Origin of the sequence: Vibrio fluvialis, from assembly GCF_900460245.1 — a bacterium.
GTDB lineage: Bacteria > Pseudomonadota > Gammaproteobacteria > Enterobacterales > Vibrionaceae > Vibrio > Vibrio fluvialis.
On the sequence record NZ_UHIP01000002.1, the window covers coordinates 1183344 to 1198733 of the forward strand.

A 15390-nucleotide genomic window follows, 5' to 3' on the forward strand; every position below is an offset into this window, starting at 1 on the left:
TCCTAATTAAAATAGAATTCGAATATAGAATAATGGCCTGCAAATTACAGGCCATTTCACTAAATAATTCAATCTAATAGCGCATCACACACTCACTTGAATCGTGAAAGTGGGCATTAGGACATACTTTTTACCACTGACAACTAAAGCAGTTGAATATGGTCGACTTCGATTTCGGGTGTGCGACCGTTTTCAAACTCACCGTACAGACGGACTTTGGTTTGCGGATCCAGTGGAGCATTGAGCTGAATGTCATCGTCTAATTCAACCTGAATCTCGGTTTTTCCGTCCGAGAACACAAAGGTATCTTTGCGAACCTGACGCAGCAGATGGCCTTCAACCACCACATCTTTATCGCCGAACAGGGTGCTGTCATCCAGCAGTGACTGGACCGAAGAAACCTCAACCGGGCCGTTAAACTGAATTTGGTTACGCTCATGGTGCTTTTCGCCGGCAAAGGCCAGAGTCGGAGCAAGGATCAGCGTTGAAACTGCAATAAAAGCCGTTGATGTTTTCATGATGATTTCCTTTTTTATTTGGGTGTTTTTGTTCAGTGAGGCTATTTCATCATGCTTAGCTTGAATATTGACTGAGTTGCTTATTAATCTTCGGTTCATTTTACAGGCTTCTGTTTTTTAAGCAGATCAGGTATACAATGAGACAAACTTCACAATAAGTAGAATTATGAAATCGTCATTAAACGCTCTGATGGTGCAGGGCACCACGTCCGATGCCGGAAAAAGTGTTCTGGTGGCAGGTCTCTGCCGGGTGTTGGCCCGAAAAGGGATTCGTGTTGCCCCCTTCAAGCCGCAAAATATGGCGCTCAACAGCGCGGTGACGCCGGACGGTGGTGAAATTGGCCGCGCACAGGCAGTTCAGGCCCTTGCTTGTGGAATTGAGCCGAGCGTGCACATGAATCCGGTGTTGCTGAAACCGAACTCGGATACCGGAGCGCAGGTGATCCTACAGGGGCGCGCACTGAGCAACATGGAGGCCAACGGCTACCATGATTACAAAAAAGTGGCGATGCATACGGTGTTAGATTCCTTCTCTCGTCTGCAAAGTGAATACGAAAGCATCATGATTGAAGGGGCAGGCAGCCCGGCAGAAATCAATCTGCGCGAAAATGACATTGCCAATATGGGGTTTGCCGAAGAAGCGGATGTGCCCGTTATTATTGTGGCCGACATTGACCGTGGTGGCGTGTTTGCGCATCTGTTTGGCACGTTGGCACTATTGTCTGAATCTGAGCAAAACCGGGTCAAAGGTTTTGTGATCAACCGCTTTCGTGGCGACATTCGTTTGTTGCAATCCGGTCTCGACTGGCTGGAAGAAAAAACGGGCAAGCCGGTGATTGGTGTCCTGCCGTATCTGCACGGCTTTGATCTGGAAGCGGAAGACGCAATCACGGCCAATCAGGTTGTCGGCCAGCAGGTCAAACTCAATGTTGTGGTGCCAGTGTTTACCCGCATCAGCAACCATACCGATTTTGATGCGTTGCGACTCAATCCAGATATTAACCTGCGTTATGTGGGTAAGGGTGAACGTTTAGACCGTGCCGACCTCATCATTCTGCCTGGCAGCAAATCGACTCGCGCTGATCTGGAGTATCTGAAGCGGCAAGGCTGGGACAAAGATATTCAGCGTCATTTGCGTTTAGGTGGCAAAGTGATGGGAATTTGTGGTGGCTATCAGATGTTGGGCGAATGGGTACATGATCCCGAAGGTGTCGAAGGTCAGCCCGGCAGCAGCGAAGGTCTGGGTTTGCTCGCCATGGAAACGACACTGACGGGCGAGAAGCAGCTCACCAACGTCAAAGGAACTTTACATCTTAACGGTAAGTCTACACCCGTCTCCGGCTACGAAATTCACGTCGGCCGCAGTGTGTCTTCGCCAGCGTCAAACTGCACACGGGTGATTGAACTTACCCATGGTGAGCAAGATGGCCTAGTCAGTGACTGCAATCAAATACTTGGCACCTATTTACACGGTATATTTGATACCTTTTCTGCTGCCGAATTGATTTGTCAGTGGGCCGGCGCAGACGCAATTCAAGTGCATGATCATGTTGCAGCAAAAGAGCAGGCGATCGATCGTATTGCTGATGCTATCGAGCAGCATCTGAATCTTGCTTTATTATGGCCAGAACTCAATGGACTCTTATCATGAACACTCAAATAAAAAAAATCGCGTTTTTGCTCAGTGCTGTATTGGCCAGCACACCTGTTTGGGCAAAAGATACCGTTAACATCTACGCAGCGTCTTCTATGACCAACGCGGTCAATGACCTTATTTCTGCGTATGACGCGGATCACGATGTCGACGTGGTACCTGTTTACGGCGGCTCTTCTTCATTGGCACGTCAGATTGAACGTGGTGCACCGGCCGATGTTTTCCTGTCCGCGAATGAAAAATGGGTTTCACATCTGATCGAAAAGAAAATTGTTAAGCGTGACAATGTCACTCTTTTGGCAGGAAACCAGCTGGTGCTGATCAAACCGGCGAAGTCAGAACAAAAACCGTTTGATGTTGCCAACAAGCAAGAGTGGCAAAGCGTGTTGAAAGACTCTCGCATGGCAGTCGGTAATACTGATGCTGTGCCTGTTGGTATGTACTCCAAAGAAGCGCTGACCAACTTGGGCGTGTGGGAAACCGTACAACCGAAACTGGCGCAGACCAACAACGTACGTCTGGCTTTGGCCTTGGTTGAGCGAGGTGAAGCACCGCTGGGGATGGTGTATAAAACCGATGCGATTCTGACCGACAACGTGGCAATCGTGTCGACGTTTGATCCCGCGCTGCACAGCGCGATTCACTATCCGCTGGTGCAAATTACTGACAAAGACGCCAGCCGTGCGTTTGTCGAATTTCTGGAGTCTGATAAAGCTAAAGCGGTGATGGAGCATTACGGCTTCCGCACGGATATGGGAACTGAGAAATTTGCTGAGTAATATCACGCTGCTAACCGACTACGAATTAACGGCACTCCTGCTCAGCCTCAAAGTGGCTGGATATGCCGTATTGTGGTTGCTGCCAATCGGCTTGGGTATTGGTTGGTTGCTGGCACGCAAAGAGTTCGTGGGCAAAAGTGCGCTTGATAGCTTGGTACACCTGCCATTGGTGCTGCCGCCGGTGGTAGTGGGTTATCTGCTGCTGATTTCCATGGGCAAGCAGGGCGTTATTGGCCAGTGGCTGGATGCCTGGTTTGGTATCTCGTTCAGCTTTAGCTGGCGTGGTGCCGTACTAGCGTGTGTGGTGATTGCTTTACCGTTGATGGTTCGTTCCATCCGGCTCAGCCTGGAAAGCGTGGATCCTAAGCTTGAGCAGGCGGCCCGCACGCTAGGCGCATCGCCGCTTAAAGTGTTTGCGACCATTACGTTACCGCTGACGTTGCCGGGCATAATTACGGGGGTAATGCTTTCATTTGCCCGCAGCCTTGGTGAGTTTGGTGCGACCATCAGTTTTGTCTCGAATATCCCCGGTGAGACGCAAACTATTCCGTTGGCGATGTATAACTTTCTGGAAACGCCGGGTGCAGAGATGGAAGCTGCCAGGCTGTGCATTATTTCCATTGTGATTGCACTGCTTTCACTCTTTATCTCTGAGTGGGTCAGCCGAAGAATGAAACGTAAACTGGGGGTCAGCCGATGAGCGCGTTGCGAGTGCAGTTTACGAAAACCTTAGGCTCAACCAAGCTCGATGTGTCGCTGACGCTACCAGGCAAGGGGATTACCGCCATCTTTGGCCGTTCTGGCGCAGGCAAAACCTCGTTGATTAACGTTATCAGCGGGTTAATTTCGCCAGACAGCGGCGAGATAACGATTCAGGAACGTGTGTTGTTCAGCCGCGAACGAGGCATCAATCTGCCGATAGAAAAGCGCCGGATTGGCTATGTGTTTCAGGAAGCCAGATTATTTCCACACTACACGGTGCGCGGTAATCTGAATTACGGCGTGCGCGAGAAAGATGCCAACTATTTTGCTTCGGTTGTTTCCCTACTGGCACTGGACCCTTTGTTAGATCGTTATCCAAGCGCGTTGTCAGGCGGCGAGAAACAGCGCGTGGCGATTGGACGGGCGCTACTGTCTAAACCCGATTTGCTGCTTATGGATGAACCGCTGGCTTCACTGGATATGCCGCGTAAACGTGAAGTGATGCCGTTTCTTGAGCAGTTGGCGCAGCAAGTGGAAATTCCGATCCTGTATGTTACGCACAGTATGAATGAGATTCTGCGTCTGGCCGAACATCTGGTGGTGCTAGAGCAGGGCAGTGTGGTGGCTTCGGGGCCGATTGAACAAGTCTGGTCATCGCACAGCATGCGTCCGTGGCAATCGTTCAGCGATCAGAGCACGCTCTTCTCCGGCAACATTGCCCAGCATCATCCCCAATTTGGCTTAACCCAGATTATGCTGGCTCCGCAAGTGGGTCTTTGGGTGCAGCAGGTGGATGGAGAGCTGAATGCGCCGATTCGCTTGCAGATTCGAGCCAACGATGTCTCAGTGACACTCGATAAACCCGGCAAGACCTCCATTCGGAATATTCTTGCTGCGCGTATTGCGAATATTGAGCACCATCAACAAGGTGAACACAAGAAAAGTATTGCTCTGAAGCTGGAACTGGCTCCGGATTGCTTCTTGTGGGCGACTATCACCGAATGGGCGTTGCAGGATCTCGCACTACAACCGGGTATGGCGGTTTACGCGCAGATCAAAGGGGTGAGCGTATCCCAGCGCGATGTCGCATTAAGTCATGTATGACAAAAAAGCCTTCTGATACAGAAGGCTTTTTTATTAGGAAGTGATTTGGTTAGCCACGAGCCAGTTTGTGGTGCGCACGCGAGAAATGACCTGCGCTGAATGCGCCAACGATGGACAGTTCACCAGCCAGACATAGTCCGGCCGCAACTTCCGCCAAGGCTCGGGCATGGCCATTGCCAGCTAAACCAAGAATATCGAGACAGGCTTTTTGGCTCGGTAAACCCGTACCGCCGCCTACCGTACCGACCATCAGATTCGGCAGGGTGACGCTCGCATAAAGGCCGCCGTGCTTGTTCACTTCCATGCGGGTAATACCCACGGCGGATTCCGCCACACAAGCCGCATCCTGACCACAAGCGACGTAGAGTGCTGCCAGCGCATTGGCGTAATGCGCATTGACACCGATGCTACCGCTCAACGCGCCCCCGAGTGTGGTCATGTGCCCAAACTGGACCATCTTTTCCGGAGTGGTGTGCAGATACTTTTTCACCAGCGCTGCGGTCAGATGGATTTCAGCGGTGACTTTTTTTCCGCGCACACTGCGCAGTACGTGGCTGTTGGCCTTTTTGTCACCGGACAGGTTTCCGTCCAGAAATGCGTACTCTGGTTCAATCGGCGAATGCTGCATGATGAATTCAAACACGGCGTTGGTGGCAATCGTCACCATGTTTTGCCCTGACGCATCTCCGGTCAGATACTCAAACACCAGATAGACATGATTGCCTTCCAGAGTCACGTTGATGTCATGCAATTTGCCGTGTGCCGTGGTGGATTGGGCGATCGACTTAAAAATATCGTATTGCGTGGTCACCCAAGCGACAAATTGTCCGGCTTGCGCCAGATTATAAAAGGCAAATACCGGAGTTCGGCTCACGCCTTCATTGAGCAGCATTGCACTGGCTCCGCCAGCGGCGGTGATCAGGCGGCTTCCACGATGATAAGAGGCCACCAGTGCTGCTTCGGTGGTCGCCAATGGAATAAGGTAATCACCATTGGCATGCAGCCCATTGATACGAAGTGGCCCGGCTACGCCAACCGGTACTTTCACGGTACCGATGAAATACTCGATATTTTTTTCGTATGCCATCATCTGCTGTTCAGTGACCGGATCAAACAACGCGTCTTGCGCACTGCTTAATGCCAGCTTCTCCCAACGTTGCTGAACATGCTTCTCGGTGAGCGCGGGGCTAGAGGTCAGTTTGGTCGTGGGAAGCGTGTGCTTGGGTTCTAGTGCAGAAGTGAACTGTTCGGTCGTTAATGCTTGCTGTAGAGCACTGGCACCTTCACGACGCTGCAGATTTAGTTTTGGCATAGCGATACTGATTCAAAAATTTGGGTGCATTGTACCGATGAGCGGCGCAAACTCAATGTTTCGACACACACACTGACAATTTGCACAAAACGGGAGAGAGAAAATGGGAGACTGTGGGAGTCAGACGCTGATATCAAGCAGACTGCCGATCATATCCTGATCGCGCTGCAAAACGTTGGTGCCAATACGGCCGTATTGCTGGGACTGATTCAGTTTGATGAGCGGATCAACGGGATCGTTACGGCGGGGTTTATCGAGCTCAACTTTATTGAACTCCATGGCTTTATCGGTGATGTCGACAGGATTGTAAGCTTTGTTTTGCTGAATTTCGCGCGCAGCATCCTCAGCCATTTTGGATGACTGTTGGATGATCGAATATCCCGGTTGTACGGCTGAAACAGGCATTGGCTTTCCTCTAGACTATTAAAAGCTTAAGTTCGGATATTCGAAAGTGCAAGTTGCTCAGGAAAACAAGCTCGCAATGACATCCATCTCTTCGTCGGTCAACAAGCTGGTTTGTTCTTGTTCCAACGAATGACGAATTTCGCCCTGCAACGATTTCAGCTGTTGCGGCGTCATTAACTTTAACTGTGATTTCAACTGTTCAAACTGGATGGTATTCATACTCACGCTCTGACTACTGCGACTCTTCGGAAACAATCCTTCGTATTCATATCCCATGGCCGTCTTACTCTGTAAGATTTTTCTGAGTACAAAAATAGTATTTGAACGATGTTTTTTTGTCCGAACATTGTCAGGGTTTATCCAACAAAACGTTAAAGAGAGCCAATTTGGCTCCCTTTAAACTTGTTGCATATTTAACCAACTCTAACCGCAAACTTGCTGGCCAGCGAATGCAATTCCGGCAGCATTCGATAGATAAGATGCAGTTGTTGGAGCACCATACGGGCGGAGCTGTCATCTTCTTCCCGCCACTCTGCCAGCCTCTTTTCCAGTCCGGAATCATCAATGGTGCTGGTATCGCAATCACCGCAGTGAGTAAAGAGCTGTTGATACAAAACGTCCAGATGCTGGTGGATAACGCGGTGAGAATCGAGCACGAGTTGATGGACGATTTCATCATCAATGCGAGTTCGATGGGCACCCAATGCAGAAATGTAGCTCAGCAGCGCGTGGTTCAGCGTCAGAAAACGGAAACTCTCATCTGTTGCGGTGCGATATTTTCCCGGCTCTGCCAGCATGTTACTAACCGCCGCAGCCAACGCGGCATCCTGATTGTGCGCGTTACGACGGGCGATACGGTAAGTCAGGTTATCTTTTTTACCAATCCGATACTGGCCGATGATCTGCCCCAGATACTGTTTATTGGCGTCAATCGCATCGGCCATCACTTTGTGCAGTCGTTTAGATTGCCAGTCCGGCAGGATAAAGATAACCGCGCCAACCGCTAATGCGCAGCCAATCAGAGTATCGGCCAGGCGCGGCAAGACTACTGCAAACCCTTCACCCAATTGGTTGAAGCAGAACAGTACCAGCAGCGTGATAAAGCCAGTCGCGTAGCCGTAGTTGTTGAGTCGGAAGGCAAAGAACATCACGCCGGAAAAGACGATCAACACCAACTGGCTTTCCTGAGAAGGGAAGAATGTCAGCAGTGGCACACCAATCAGCAAACCAGCCAACGTGCCGATAATCCGGGATGTGAGCTTTTGACGCGTCGCCGCATAGTTGGGCTGACAAACAAACAGGGTGGTGAGCAGAATCCAGTAGCCACGTTCCAGTCCAAGTCCCTGCAAAATGCCGTAACCCAGCGTCAGTGCAATCGACATGCGTACCGCATGGCGGAACAGCAAGGAATCTCTGTTCAGGTTGGCTTTAATGCGCAGCCACATGGTTTTGAGCGTGTGGGCTTCGGTATCATCCAGCACATCTTCTTCCGGTTTGGAAACATCCGGGTTGGAAACGTTGCTGAGCTGCTTTTCCACAGTGGCGAGGTTATTGAACAGATAGCCGAGCTGGGCGAGCAACATCTTCCATTCCGGCCGTTTTTGTTCCTGTAAATGAGTCAGAGAAAGTTGCAGTTCATCCAGCGCCAATACCGATTCGCTGCCATGTTGGTAGCTGCGGCCAATACGTATCGAATGAGCGATTTCGCGGCACGCTTTGGCCTGAGTTTCCAAGAGATGCTTAAAACGGAACAGGACATCGGTGCGACCAAAATTGTCGGCCAGATCCTGATAGCGATAGTGCGTGGAACTGGCTCGCTCATGAATATCCTGAGCCAGAAAATAGATTTTCAGAAAGCGGTCACTGGCACTGTCGACATGACCGCGTTTCGAACGGGTGAGAAACGTCGCTTTGGCTTGGTTTAATGCATTAACGGTGGCCGCATTCAGGTTGGCTTCGGTAATACGATGCGGCTGCGGAACCAAGTTAGATACCGGGTGAAACAGCTTGGATTTTGCATCAAAGTAGTTGGCTAATTGTACGAAGACATTAGCGAGATCTTGTTGTACTGGCTGCATTGGCCAGAACGCATGCCAGATCATCGAAACCAGATAATACCAAGCACTGCCCGTCAGCAGCAGCAGCGGTTGGAACCAGATGTTGGTGCTTTGGTGGGCACCCAACATCGTGTAAATGGCGATCAGCAAGGAGCCAAAAGCAATACTGGCGTAGCGCGAACCCATCGCACCGAGCATGATAAAACCAAAGGTCGAGATAAACAGACCAATCGCGAACAGCAGTGGGGTGCGGAACAGAATTTCAATCGAAAAGGCGGCGACCGCAAAACAGATAAACGTCAGTGTGATCGCCTTAAGACGACCAGTAAAGCTGTCGTCTCGCTCGGCGAGGGCGGCAGCGATCACCCCCAGAATAAGCGGTGTGACCCAGGTGTTGAGATTGTAATGCCAGGCTGGGATCACCACACCAAGCAAGGTAATCAGGATCAGTACACAATAATTAATGGTTTTATTGGCCCAGTAGAGCCGAATTTGATTGGGTAGCTGCACAGTGGTTCGTTTACGCCAGACGGAAAAATGTGATTTTAGCAGAAGCTGGGTGTCAGAATCTGATCGAGAATAAAAATATTTTATTTTCCATATAGTAAGACGTTTTCACATGGCAAAAAGAAAGCGACAGTTTTGACCCTGTCGCTTTCATTAAGAGGTGAAATGTTTACTGCACCACTCTCACTTTGCCGTGACGCAGGTCATTGAGCACCATCTCTTTCGGGCCGTCGGCGATGATGCAGCCCTTCTCCATCACAATCACCCGGTCGACCACATCCAGCATGGTGGTTTTGTGGGTGATGAGCACCAGTGTCTCACTCGGGGTGAGCTGACTGAGCTGATGTTTGATTTGCAGCTCAGAGCGGTTGTCCATCGCGCTGGTGGGTTCATCCATCAGCAGCACGGGCGGGCGGCCGAGCAGGGCGCGGGCAATGGCGACCGCCTGACGCTGGCCGCCGGAGAGCAGCAGGCCGCCTTCGCCGACCTGACGCTCCAGTCCTGCCGGATCTTGTTGGGTAAACACGGTCACGCCGGCGCGGTTGGCGGCGTCCATCACGTCGCGGTCGTCAGCCAGCGGGCGCCCGAGGGTGATGTTGTCGCGAATGGTGCCGTAAAACAGCACGCTTTCTTGCGGCACGCAGCCGATGTTGCGCCGCACATCAATGTGGTGCAGCTGCTGAATGTCGGTATCGTCAATGCGCACGTGACCTTCGGTGGGCTGATAGAGGCCCATGATGAGGCGCTCTAAGGTGGTTTTGCCCGAGCCGATGCGACCAATGATGGCGACTTTCTCGCCCGGATTGATGGTCAGGCTGAGGTCGCGAATCGAGGCCACCGGCGAGTTCGGGTAGTGGAAGGTCACTTTATCGAGCTCAATCTTGCCCTGAATCATCGGGCGGTGAATGTAGCGTTTGCCTTCTTCCTGTTCGTCCGGCATCACCATCACCTGCTCAATGATGGTCAGCGACGATTTGGCCTGATTGTAGCGGGTGGAGAGCAGTGACAGCTGCACCAGCGGCCCAATCGCGCGCCCGCTCAGCATGGTGGCAGCAATCAGCCCGCCCATGGTGAGGTCGCCTTCGGCAATCAGGTAGACACCGAGAATAATCATGCCGACGTTCGACGATTGCTGGACAAAGCCGGCGGTGTTCTGAATCCCGTCGGTGATGCGGCGGCTTTTGATGTTCCAGTTGGCCATGTGCGCCACCGCTTCTTCCCAGCGGTACTGAAACTGGCTCTGCGCGCCGAACAGTTTGAGGGTTTCAAGCCCCGCCAGGCTCTCAATCAGGTTGGCGTACTTTTGCGAGGCGAGGCGCGAGCCTTCTTCAATCGCGCGGCGCAGCGGTGCCTGAATCAGCAGCGAGTAGACAATCAGAATCACCACGCCGGCGACCGGCACCAGCACCAGATTGCCAGCCATCAGCCAAATCAGGGTCAGAAACAGCAGCGCAAACGGCAGGTCAATCAGAGAGGCGATGGTCGCTGAGGTAAAGAACTCGCGAATTGACTCAAACTCCTGCAGGTGACGCGCAAAGGCGCCGACCGACGGCGGGCGCGACTCCATACGAATGCCCATCACTTTGGCAAACAGTTTAGAGGAAATCAGAATGTCGGACTTTTTCCCCGCCACGTCGATGAAGTAGTTGCGCAGCAGCTTGAGGGTCAAATCAAACAAGAAGATGATGAACACGCCGCTGGCCAGCACCCACAGGGTCTCAAACGCGAGGTTGGGTACCACTTTGTCGTACACCAGACGGGTGAACATCGGCGCGGCGATGGCAAACAGGTTAATCAGAACTGAGGCCACCAGAACGTCGCGGTAGATGCGTTTTGACTGCCAGATGGTGCCCCAGAACCAGTGACCGTGGCGGGTCTTGAGCACTTCCGGTGAGCGTTCATCAAAGCGAAACTGCTTTTTGACCATGAAGTAGCGGCCGATGTAGCGCTCGGTGAGCTCTGCCAGCGGGTAGGCGACCGGTACCATGCCCGATTCGGCGGTGACGATTTCCGCTTCCTGCTTCTCTTCGTTGATGCTGCTCAGCACGCACGCTTCGCCGCTTTTGAGCAGCAGCACCACCGGAAACACCAGATGCGGAATGGCCTGGAGCGCTGAGCGGTTCTCTTTGGCGACCAGACCCGCCCGCTCGGCAGCGCGCGGGAATAAGAAGGGCGTCAGCTTACCGTCGGAGAGCGGCAGGCCGTTGACCAGCGCCTCCGGCGAATTGGCGAGGCCGTAATAACGGCTGACGTATATCAGGGCATTGAGCAGCGTGTCTTGCATTCCGCGCATCCTTATCTATCCACAATAAAACCTTGGAACACATCGATAAAATGCTCCGACAGAAAATCGAGCTGCACTTGGGTCTCGACCCGTGACGCAATGGTGGTGACGCCCAAATCGTGCGCGGTGCGCGAAATGGAGGTGAGGGTAAATTTCTGTTTCTCGTCATCCAGGTGATGAGTGAAGAGGTAGTCGAGTTTGACGTAATCCGGACGGAACTCGTTGATGTAATCGAGCGACTGGAAGTTACGGCCGTAGTTGTCGACCCCAAAGCCGGCGCCCGCGCTGCGCACCGCATGACAGAACAGGGCGGTGTGATGGGGCGCGTTGACAAAGCAGCTCTCGGGAATTTCAAAATGCAGTTTGTCGCACACGGTTTTGTGGCGCGCGAGCAGCTGAGTGACCCAGCGAATGAAGCTCGGCTGCTCGATGCTGCTTTGCGCGATATTGATGGCGAGGGTGTCGGTCAGCTCGCCGGCGTCGAGTTTCTCCACCATCGCCTGCAACACGTACTGGTCAAACAGGTGGCTGGCGTGCAGCTGCTCTAAGGCAAACAGGTATTGGTTGGCGCTGTAGCGCACGTTGTCTTTTTCAATCGCCGAGAACACTTCACGGTGGAACGTCTGGCCGTCGCTGTGGTTGGCGGCCTGGAAGCGGAAGGTGACCCAGTCGTGATGAATCGCTTCTTCAACCAGCGCTTTCCATTGCTGTTTGCCCATCACCACCTGATGGGTGGCACTGGTGACAAAGCCGTACTTCAGCTCCGGATTGGCTTTGGACGTGGCCACCGCGTTATCCAGCAGTGAGAGCATCTCGGTTGAGGTTTTGCTCTCTTTGTTGTGCACCACACCCAGCGACGCATCCGCCGCGGCCATGCCGGTCGGGTCAGGGTTGACCACCTGAATGGCGTTGATGAGGCCATCGGCCACCAGACGCAGCTCGCTCTCATCCAGATTGGGCAAAATCAAACCGAATTCATCGGTGGAGATGCGCGCAATGGTGGCGTTTGGCGTGGTGACGGTGGCTTTGAGCTGCGCGGCCAAATCGCGCACCATGCCGTCGCCCGCTTCGTAGCCTTTCTCTTCGTAGAGCTCTTTGATGAACTGCGCCTGCAAAATGGCCACGCCGCCCACGGCGTTCTCGCTCAGCCAGCCATTGAGCTGGTTCATGTAGTACGCGCGGTTGCCCAGTTGCGACACCGGGTCGATGTAGGCGCGCTCACGCAGCATCTGCGCTTCCTGAGCCTGCGCTTTGAAGTATTTCTCCACCTGCGCCGACATGCTGTTGATGCCCTCGACCACCGCGGTCAAATCGCGCGTGTCGGGCAGCGGCAACGGGTCGCCGAACTGGTTACGGGCAATCTGTGCCATCTTCTGCACTATCATCTGCAGCGGCTTGAGCGCGTGGCGCACGATAAGCGCAATCGCCATCAGGCCTACCAGCGTAATCGAGCCGAACGCCAGACACAGACGGATGAGCGCCTGCCACAGCTGCGCGTACGCCTCACCCGGGTGGCTGACGATTTCCACTTCCGCCAGTTGCAGCCAGCCGCTGGTCACCACGCGGCGGTCATGGATGGGCTCAAACAGGTTGAGGTTGGTGAACCACTGCGGCACCTGACTCGGCTTGATGGGGTAGGCGCGCACAATCTCCGCGTCGTCGTCCAGAAACCGCAGGCGCACCACCGAATAGGTGCTGCCGTCAAACAGCGCGTTGATGACCGACTCGGCCGCCACGGTGTCCTTGTTCTCCAGATACGGCGCCAGCGCCAGCCCCACCGTGTTGATGGTGTTGCTCACCTCTGAGCGCTGTTGCTGCTCTAAGTTGTTGCGGGTGGTCTTAAATTCGATGATGAATACGCAAATCATCAACAGAATCAGTACCGTGACCATGCCGGCGACCAGTTGTTTGTATAGTGTCATCTTACCTACTCATCGTAATTGACCAACGGTTTATTCAGGTTCAGCGAGCGCTCGCGTGAACGTAAGTCATTCCACAGGCTGAGCCGTGAAGCGTTCCCCGCGAGCTCACCGTTTTTGGATTTCATCAACCACAGATGCTGACCGTTAAAGCTGTAGATAGGCAGCAGGTCCCGACGCTGCGACGCCGGTTTGATTTGCGGGTTGATGTTGTCCAGGATTAACGGCTGGGCGCTCGGGGTGTCGTAGTAGGCCAGCACCATGTGAAACTGATTCAGCTCAATGGCTTTGACGTACACCAGACGCAGCTTCTTGTCCGAGACCCCAAGCTCCAGCAGTGAAAAATATTTGGCGATGGTGAAGTCTTCACAGTCGCCGGCGTTGCTGCCGAGAAACTCCAGCGGCGTCGCCCAGTAATCGGTTTTGCCCCACAGCACATCGTCGTTGACGAAATAGAGCTGGTTGAAGAAGCGGTTGACCTCGGTGAGCTGCTCACGCTCCGGCAGCGAGCGATAACGCGCCATCTCGCTGCGCCAGGTGGCGACCCGTTTGCCCGCACGCGGTCCGTAGGTGGCGCTCACTGCATCCACCCACTGCTGCTCCTGGGTATTGAGGGCTCCGGCGAGCGACGACACCGTCAGCACGGCCAGCAGTATCAGCCCGCGCTTTACGCTATGTCGGGTCACGTCCGGTCATCCGTCTCATGAGCTTGCCGCTTCTCCATCATTCCCGCAGCGCGTTGTCTTTGGCGCTGAGGATGGGCTTAAGTAAGTAGTCCAGCACGGTCCGTTTGCCGGTGATGATGTCCACCGAAGCGGTCATGCCGGGAATAATCGGCAGGCTGGCATCATGACCGAGGGACGTCTCTTTGGTGCGCACCCGCACCAGATAAAAACTGTTGCCGTCCTCATCTTGTGAGGTGTCGGCGCTGATGTGCTCCAGCGTGCCTTCCAGCCCGCCGTATTTGGTGAAATCGTACGCGCTGAATTTGACAATCGCCGGCAGGTCAGGACGCAGAAAGGCGATGTCCTGCGGCGCGATTTGCGCTTCCACCAACAAGGTATCTTCGGTCGGCACGATTTCCACGATGTCCATCCCCGGCTGAATCACGCCGCCGACGGTGTTGACGTACAGGGTTTTGATGGTGCCGGTCACCGGGGAGACCACCACGGTGCGGTTGACCCGGTCTTCCAGTCCCACGGTGGATTCGGTCATCGCAGAGAGCTTGTCCTGAGTCTGATTGAGCGCATCCTGCTGCTGGGAGCGGAACTTGAGCGCCGCATCAATGCGGCTCAGCATCGATTCGCGCAGCGCGGATTTCAGCACCGGCACTTTGAGCTCACTGGAAGTGAGGTCGCGGCGGGTGTCGTTGACCTGACGCTGCAGTTTGAGCAGCTCAATGCGCGGCACCACGCCTTCATCCGCCAGCGGCTTGGTGATTTCCAGCTCCTTGTTGGCGTAGCTGTAGCTCTGGCGCAGGTTCACCACCCGGGCCTGAATCTCCACCAAATCCTGCTGCTTCTGCTTCACCTGTTGGGAAATCACCGACAGCTGGTTGCGCAGGTTATCCAAATCCTGACGGTACTGCGCGCGCTGACGCTCCACCAGGTCTGGCTGCGACTCAACCAGCGCTGGCGGAAACGCCAGCTTGGTGTAATCGATGCGCACGCTCTTTTCCCACTCGGCTTCAGTGAACTCTTCATTGACCACCACACTGGCAATCGAGGCTGAGAGCTGCAACACGCTGGCGGTCAGGTTGGCCACCTGCTGTTCACGCTCGCGGTAATCAGAGCGAAAGCGGGTGTCGTCAATCAGCAGCAGTTGTTGACCTTTTTTCACCTGCTCCCCCTCGCGCACCAGAATCTGTTTCACCAACCCGCCTTCGAGGTTCTGCACCACCTGAATCTGCGACGAGGGCACCACTTTGCCCTGACCGACGGTCACTTTGTCGATTTGAGCCCACGAAGCCCACGCGCCCGCCAGGATAAAAAACAGCACCATCACCCACAACATAATGCGGGCACTGCTCGGGGTGTTGAGCAGCAGCGCGGCGGTCTGGTCGTCGACAAATTCAAGTTCGCCGGGCGAGAGCTGGTGATAACTGCGTTGACTCATGGTGCGATCCTGCGGTGAAATCCATAAGGTATGG

The 15390-nt window shown here is 53.7% G+C and carries 12 protein-coding genes and 1 pseudogene; 4 read left to right on the plus strand and 9 right to left on the minus strand.

The window, feature by feature from the left end; translation table 11 throughout:
* Positions 1-143: 143 nt before the first annotated feature.
* Positions 144-518 (minus strand): YgiW/YdeI family stress tolerance OB fold protein, encoded by a 375-nt coding sequence (locus DYA43_RS20560; protein WP_020433707.1) that lies wholly within the window; start codon positions 516-518, stop codon positions 144-146.
* Positions 519-684: 166 nt separating this feature from the next.
* On the opposite strand from DYA43_RS20560, the gene DYA43_RS20565 reads away from it, so the two are divergent.
* The 4 genes from DYA43_RS20565 to modC are packed head-to-tail and all read left to right on the plus strand — an operon-like array spanning position 685 to position 4757.
* The gene (locus tag DYA43_RS20565) at positions 685-2169 is read left to right on the plus strand and encodes a cobyric acid synthase (protein WP_061055543.1); all 1485 of its coding nucleotides are present in this window, start codon (positions 685-687) and stop codon (positions 2167-2169) included.
* Positions 2166-2951: a molybdate ABC transporter substrate-binding protein gene (modA, locus tag DYA43_RS20570; RefSeq protein ID WP_061055544.1), complete on the plus strand. Its 786-nt coding sequence runs from the start codon at positions 2166-2168 to the stop codon at positions 2949-2951. Before DYA43_RS20565 ends, modA begins: the two co-directional genes overlap by 4 nt.
* A 7-nt stretch (positions 2952-2958) precedes the next feature.
* Positions 2959-3651 (plus strand): molybdate ABC transporter permease subunit, encoded by a 693-nt coding sequence (gene modB, locus DYA43_RS20575; protein ID WP_061056068.1) that lies wholly within the window; start codon positions 2959-2961, stop codon positions 3649-3651.
* Positions 3648-4757, plus strand: coding sequence for a molybdenum ABC transporter ATP-binding protein ModC (modC, locus tag DYA43_RS20580; protein ID WP_061055545.1), 1110 nt, complete (start codon positions 3648-3650; stop codon positions 4755-4757). The genes modB and modC overlap by 4 nt, the downstream gene beginning before the upstream one ends.
* 49 nt (positions 4758-4806) lie before the next feature.
* On the opposite strand, the pseudogene DYA43_RS20585 reads toward modC, so the two are convergent.
* The 8 genes and pseudogenes from DYA43_RS20585 to DYA43_RS20615 all read right to left on the minus strand — a co-directional run.
* A pseudogene (locus DYA43_RS20585) lies at positions 4807-5961 on the minus strand (hydroxymethylglutaryl-CoA reductase); the annotation flags it as partial.
* Between the two features lie 228 nt (positions 5962-6189).
* Positions 6190-6474 carry a hypothetical protein gene (locus tag DYA43_RS20590; RefSeq protein WP_020329302.1) on the minus strand — a complete coding sequence of 95 codons (285 nt, stop codon included), beginning with the start codon at positions 6472-6474 and terminating at the stop codon, positions 6190-6192.
* A 57-nt stretch (positions 6475-6531) separates the two neighbouring features.
* The gene (locus DYA43_RS22990) at positions 6532-6693 is read right to left on the minus strand and encodes a hypothetical protein (protein ID WP_020433698.1); all 162 of its coding nucleotides are present in this window, start codon (positions 6691-6693) and stop codon (positions 6532-6534) included.
* A gap of 194 nt (positions 6694-6887) precedes the next feature.
* Complete coding sequence (gene yccS, locus DYA43_RS20595) at positions 6888-9041, minus strand: YccS family putative transporter (protein WP_024375576.1); 2154 nt, start codon at positions 9039-9041, stop codon at positions 6888-6890.
* Positions 9042-9207: 166 nt separating this feature from the next.
* Positions 9208-11322 carry a type I secretion system permease/ATPase gene (locus DYA43_RS20600; protein WP_061055547.1) on the minus strand — a complete coding sequence of 705 codons (2115 nt, stop codon included), beginning with the start codon at positions 11320-11322 and terminating at the stop codon, positions 9208-9210.
* Between the two features lie 11 nt (positions 11323-11333).
* Complete coding sequence (locus DYA43_RS20605; protein ID WP_061055548.1) at positions 11334-13244, minus strand: bifunctional diguanylate cyclase/phosphodiesterase; 1911 nt, start codon at positions 13242-13244, stop codon at positions 11334-11336.
* 5 nt (positions 13245-13249) lie between these two features.
* A complete protein-coding gene (locus tag DYA43_RS20610) occupies positions 13250-13900 on the minus strand; it encodes a transglutaminase-like cysteine peptidase (protein WP_202649984.1) in 651 nt (216 codons plus the stop codon).
* Between the two features lie 64 nt (positions 13901-13964).
* Complete coding sequence (locus tag DYA43_RS20615; protein ID WP_020433912.1) at positions 13965-15356, minus strand: HlyD family type I secretion periplasmic adaptor subunit; 1392 nt, start codon at positions 15354-15356, stop codon at positions 13965-13967.
* Between the last annotated feature and the right edge of the window lie 34 nt (positions 15357-15390).

Excerpts from the sequence above, each read along its gene's own strand:
- modA (WP_061055544.1), top strand. The coding sequence starts at position 2,166 with ATGAACACTCAAATAAAAAAAATCGCGTTTTTGCTCAGTGCTGTATTG.
- DYA43_RS20560 (WP_020433707.1), bottom strand. The coding sequence starts at position 518 with ATGAAAACATCAACGGCTTTTATTGCAGTTTCAACGCTGATCCTTGCT.
- DYA43_RS20590 (WP_020329302.1), bottom strand. The coding sequence starts at position 6,474 with ATGCCTGTTTCAGCCGTACAACCGGGATATTCGATCATCCAACAGTCA.
- DYA43_RS20565 (WP_061055543.1), top strand. The coding sequence starts at position 685 with ATGAAATCGTCATTAAACGCTCTGATGGTGCAGGGCACCACGTCCGAT.
- modC (WP_061055545.1), top strand. The coding sequence starts at position 3,648 with ATGAGCGCGTTGCGAGTGCAGTTTACGAAAACCTTAGGCTCAACCAAG.
- DYA43_RS20615 (WP_020433912.1), bottom strand. The coding sequence starts at position 15,356 with ATGAGTCAACGCAGTTATCACCAGCTCTCGCCCGGCGAACTTGAATTT.
- DYA43_RS22990 (WP_020433698.1), bottom strand. The coding sequence starts at position 6,693 with ATGAATACCATCCAGTTTGAACAGTTGAAATCACAGTTAAAGTTAATG.
- DYA43_RS20605 (WP_061055548.1), bottom strand. The coding sequence starts at position 13,244 with ATGACACTATACAAACAACTGGTCGCCGGCATGGTCACGGTACTGATT.
- DYA43_RS20600 (WP_061055547.1), bottom strand. The coding sequence starts at position 11,322 with ATGCAAGACACGCTGCTCAATGCCCTGATATACGTCAGCCGTTATTAC.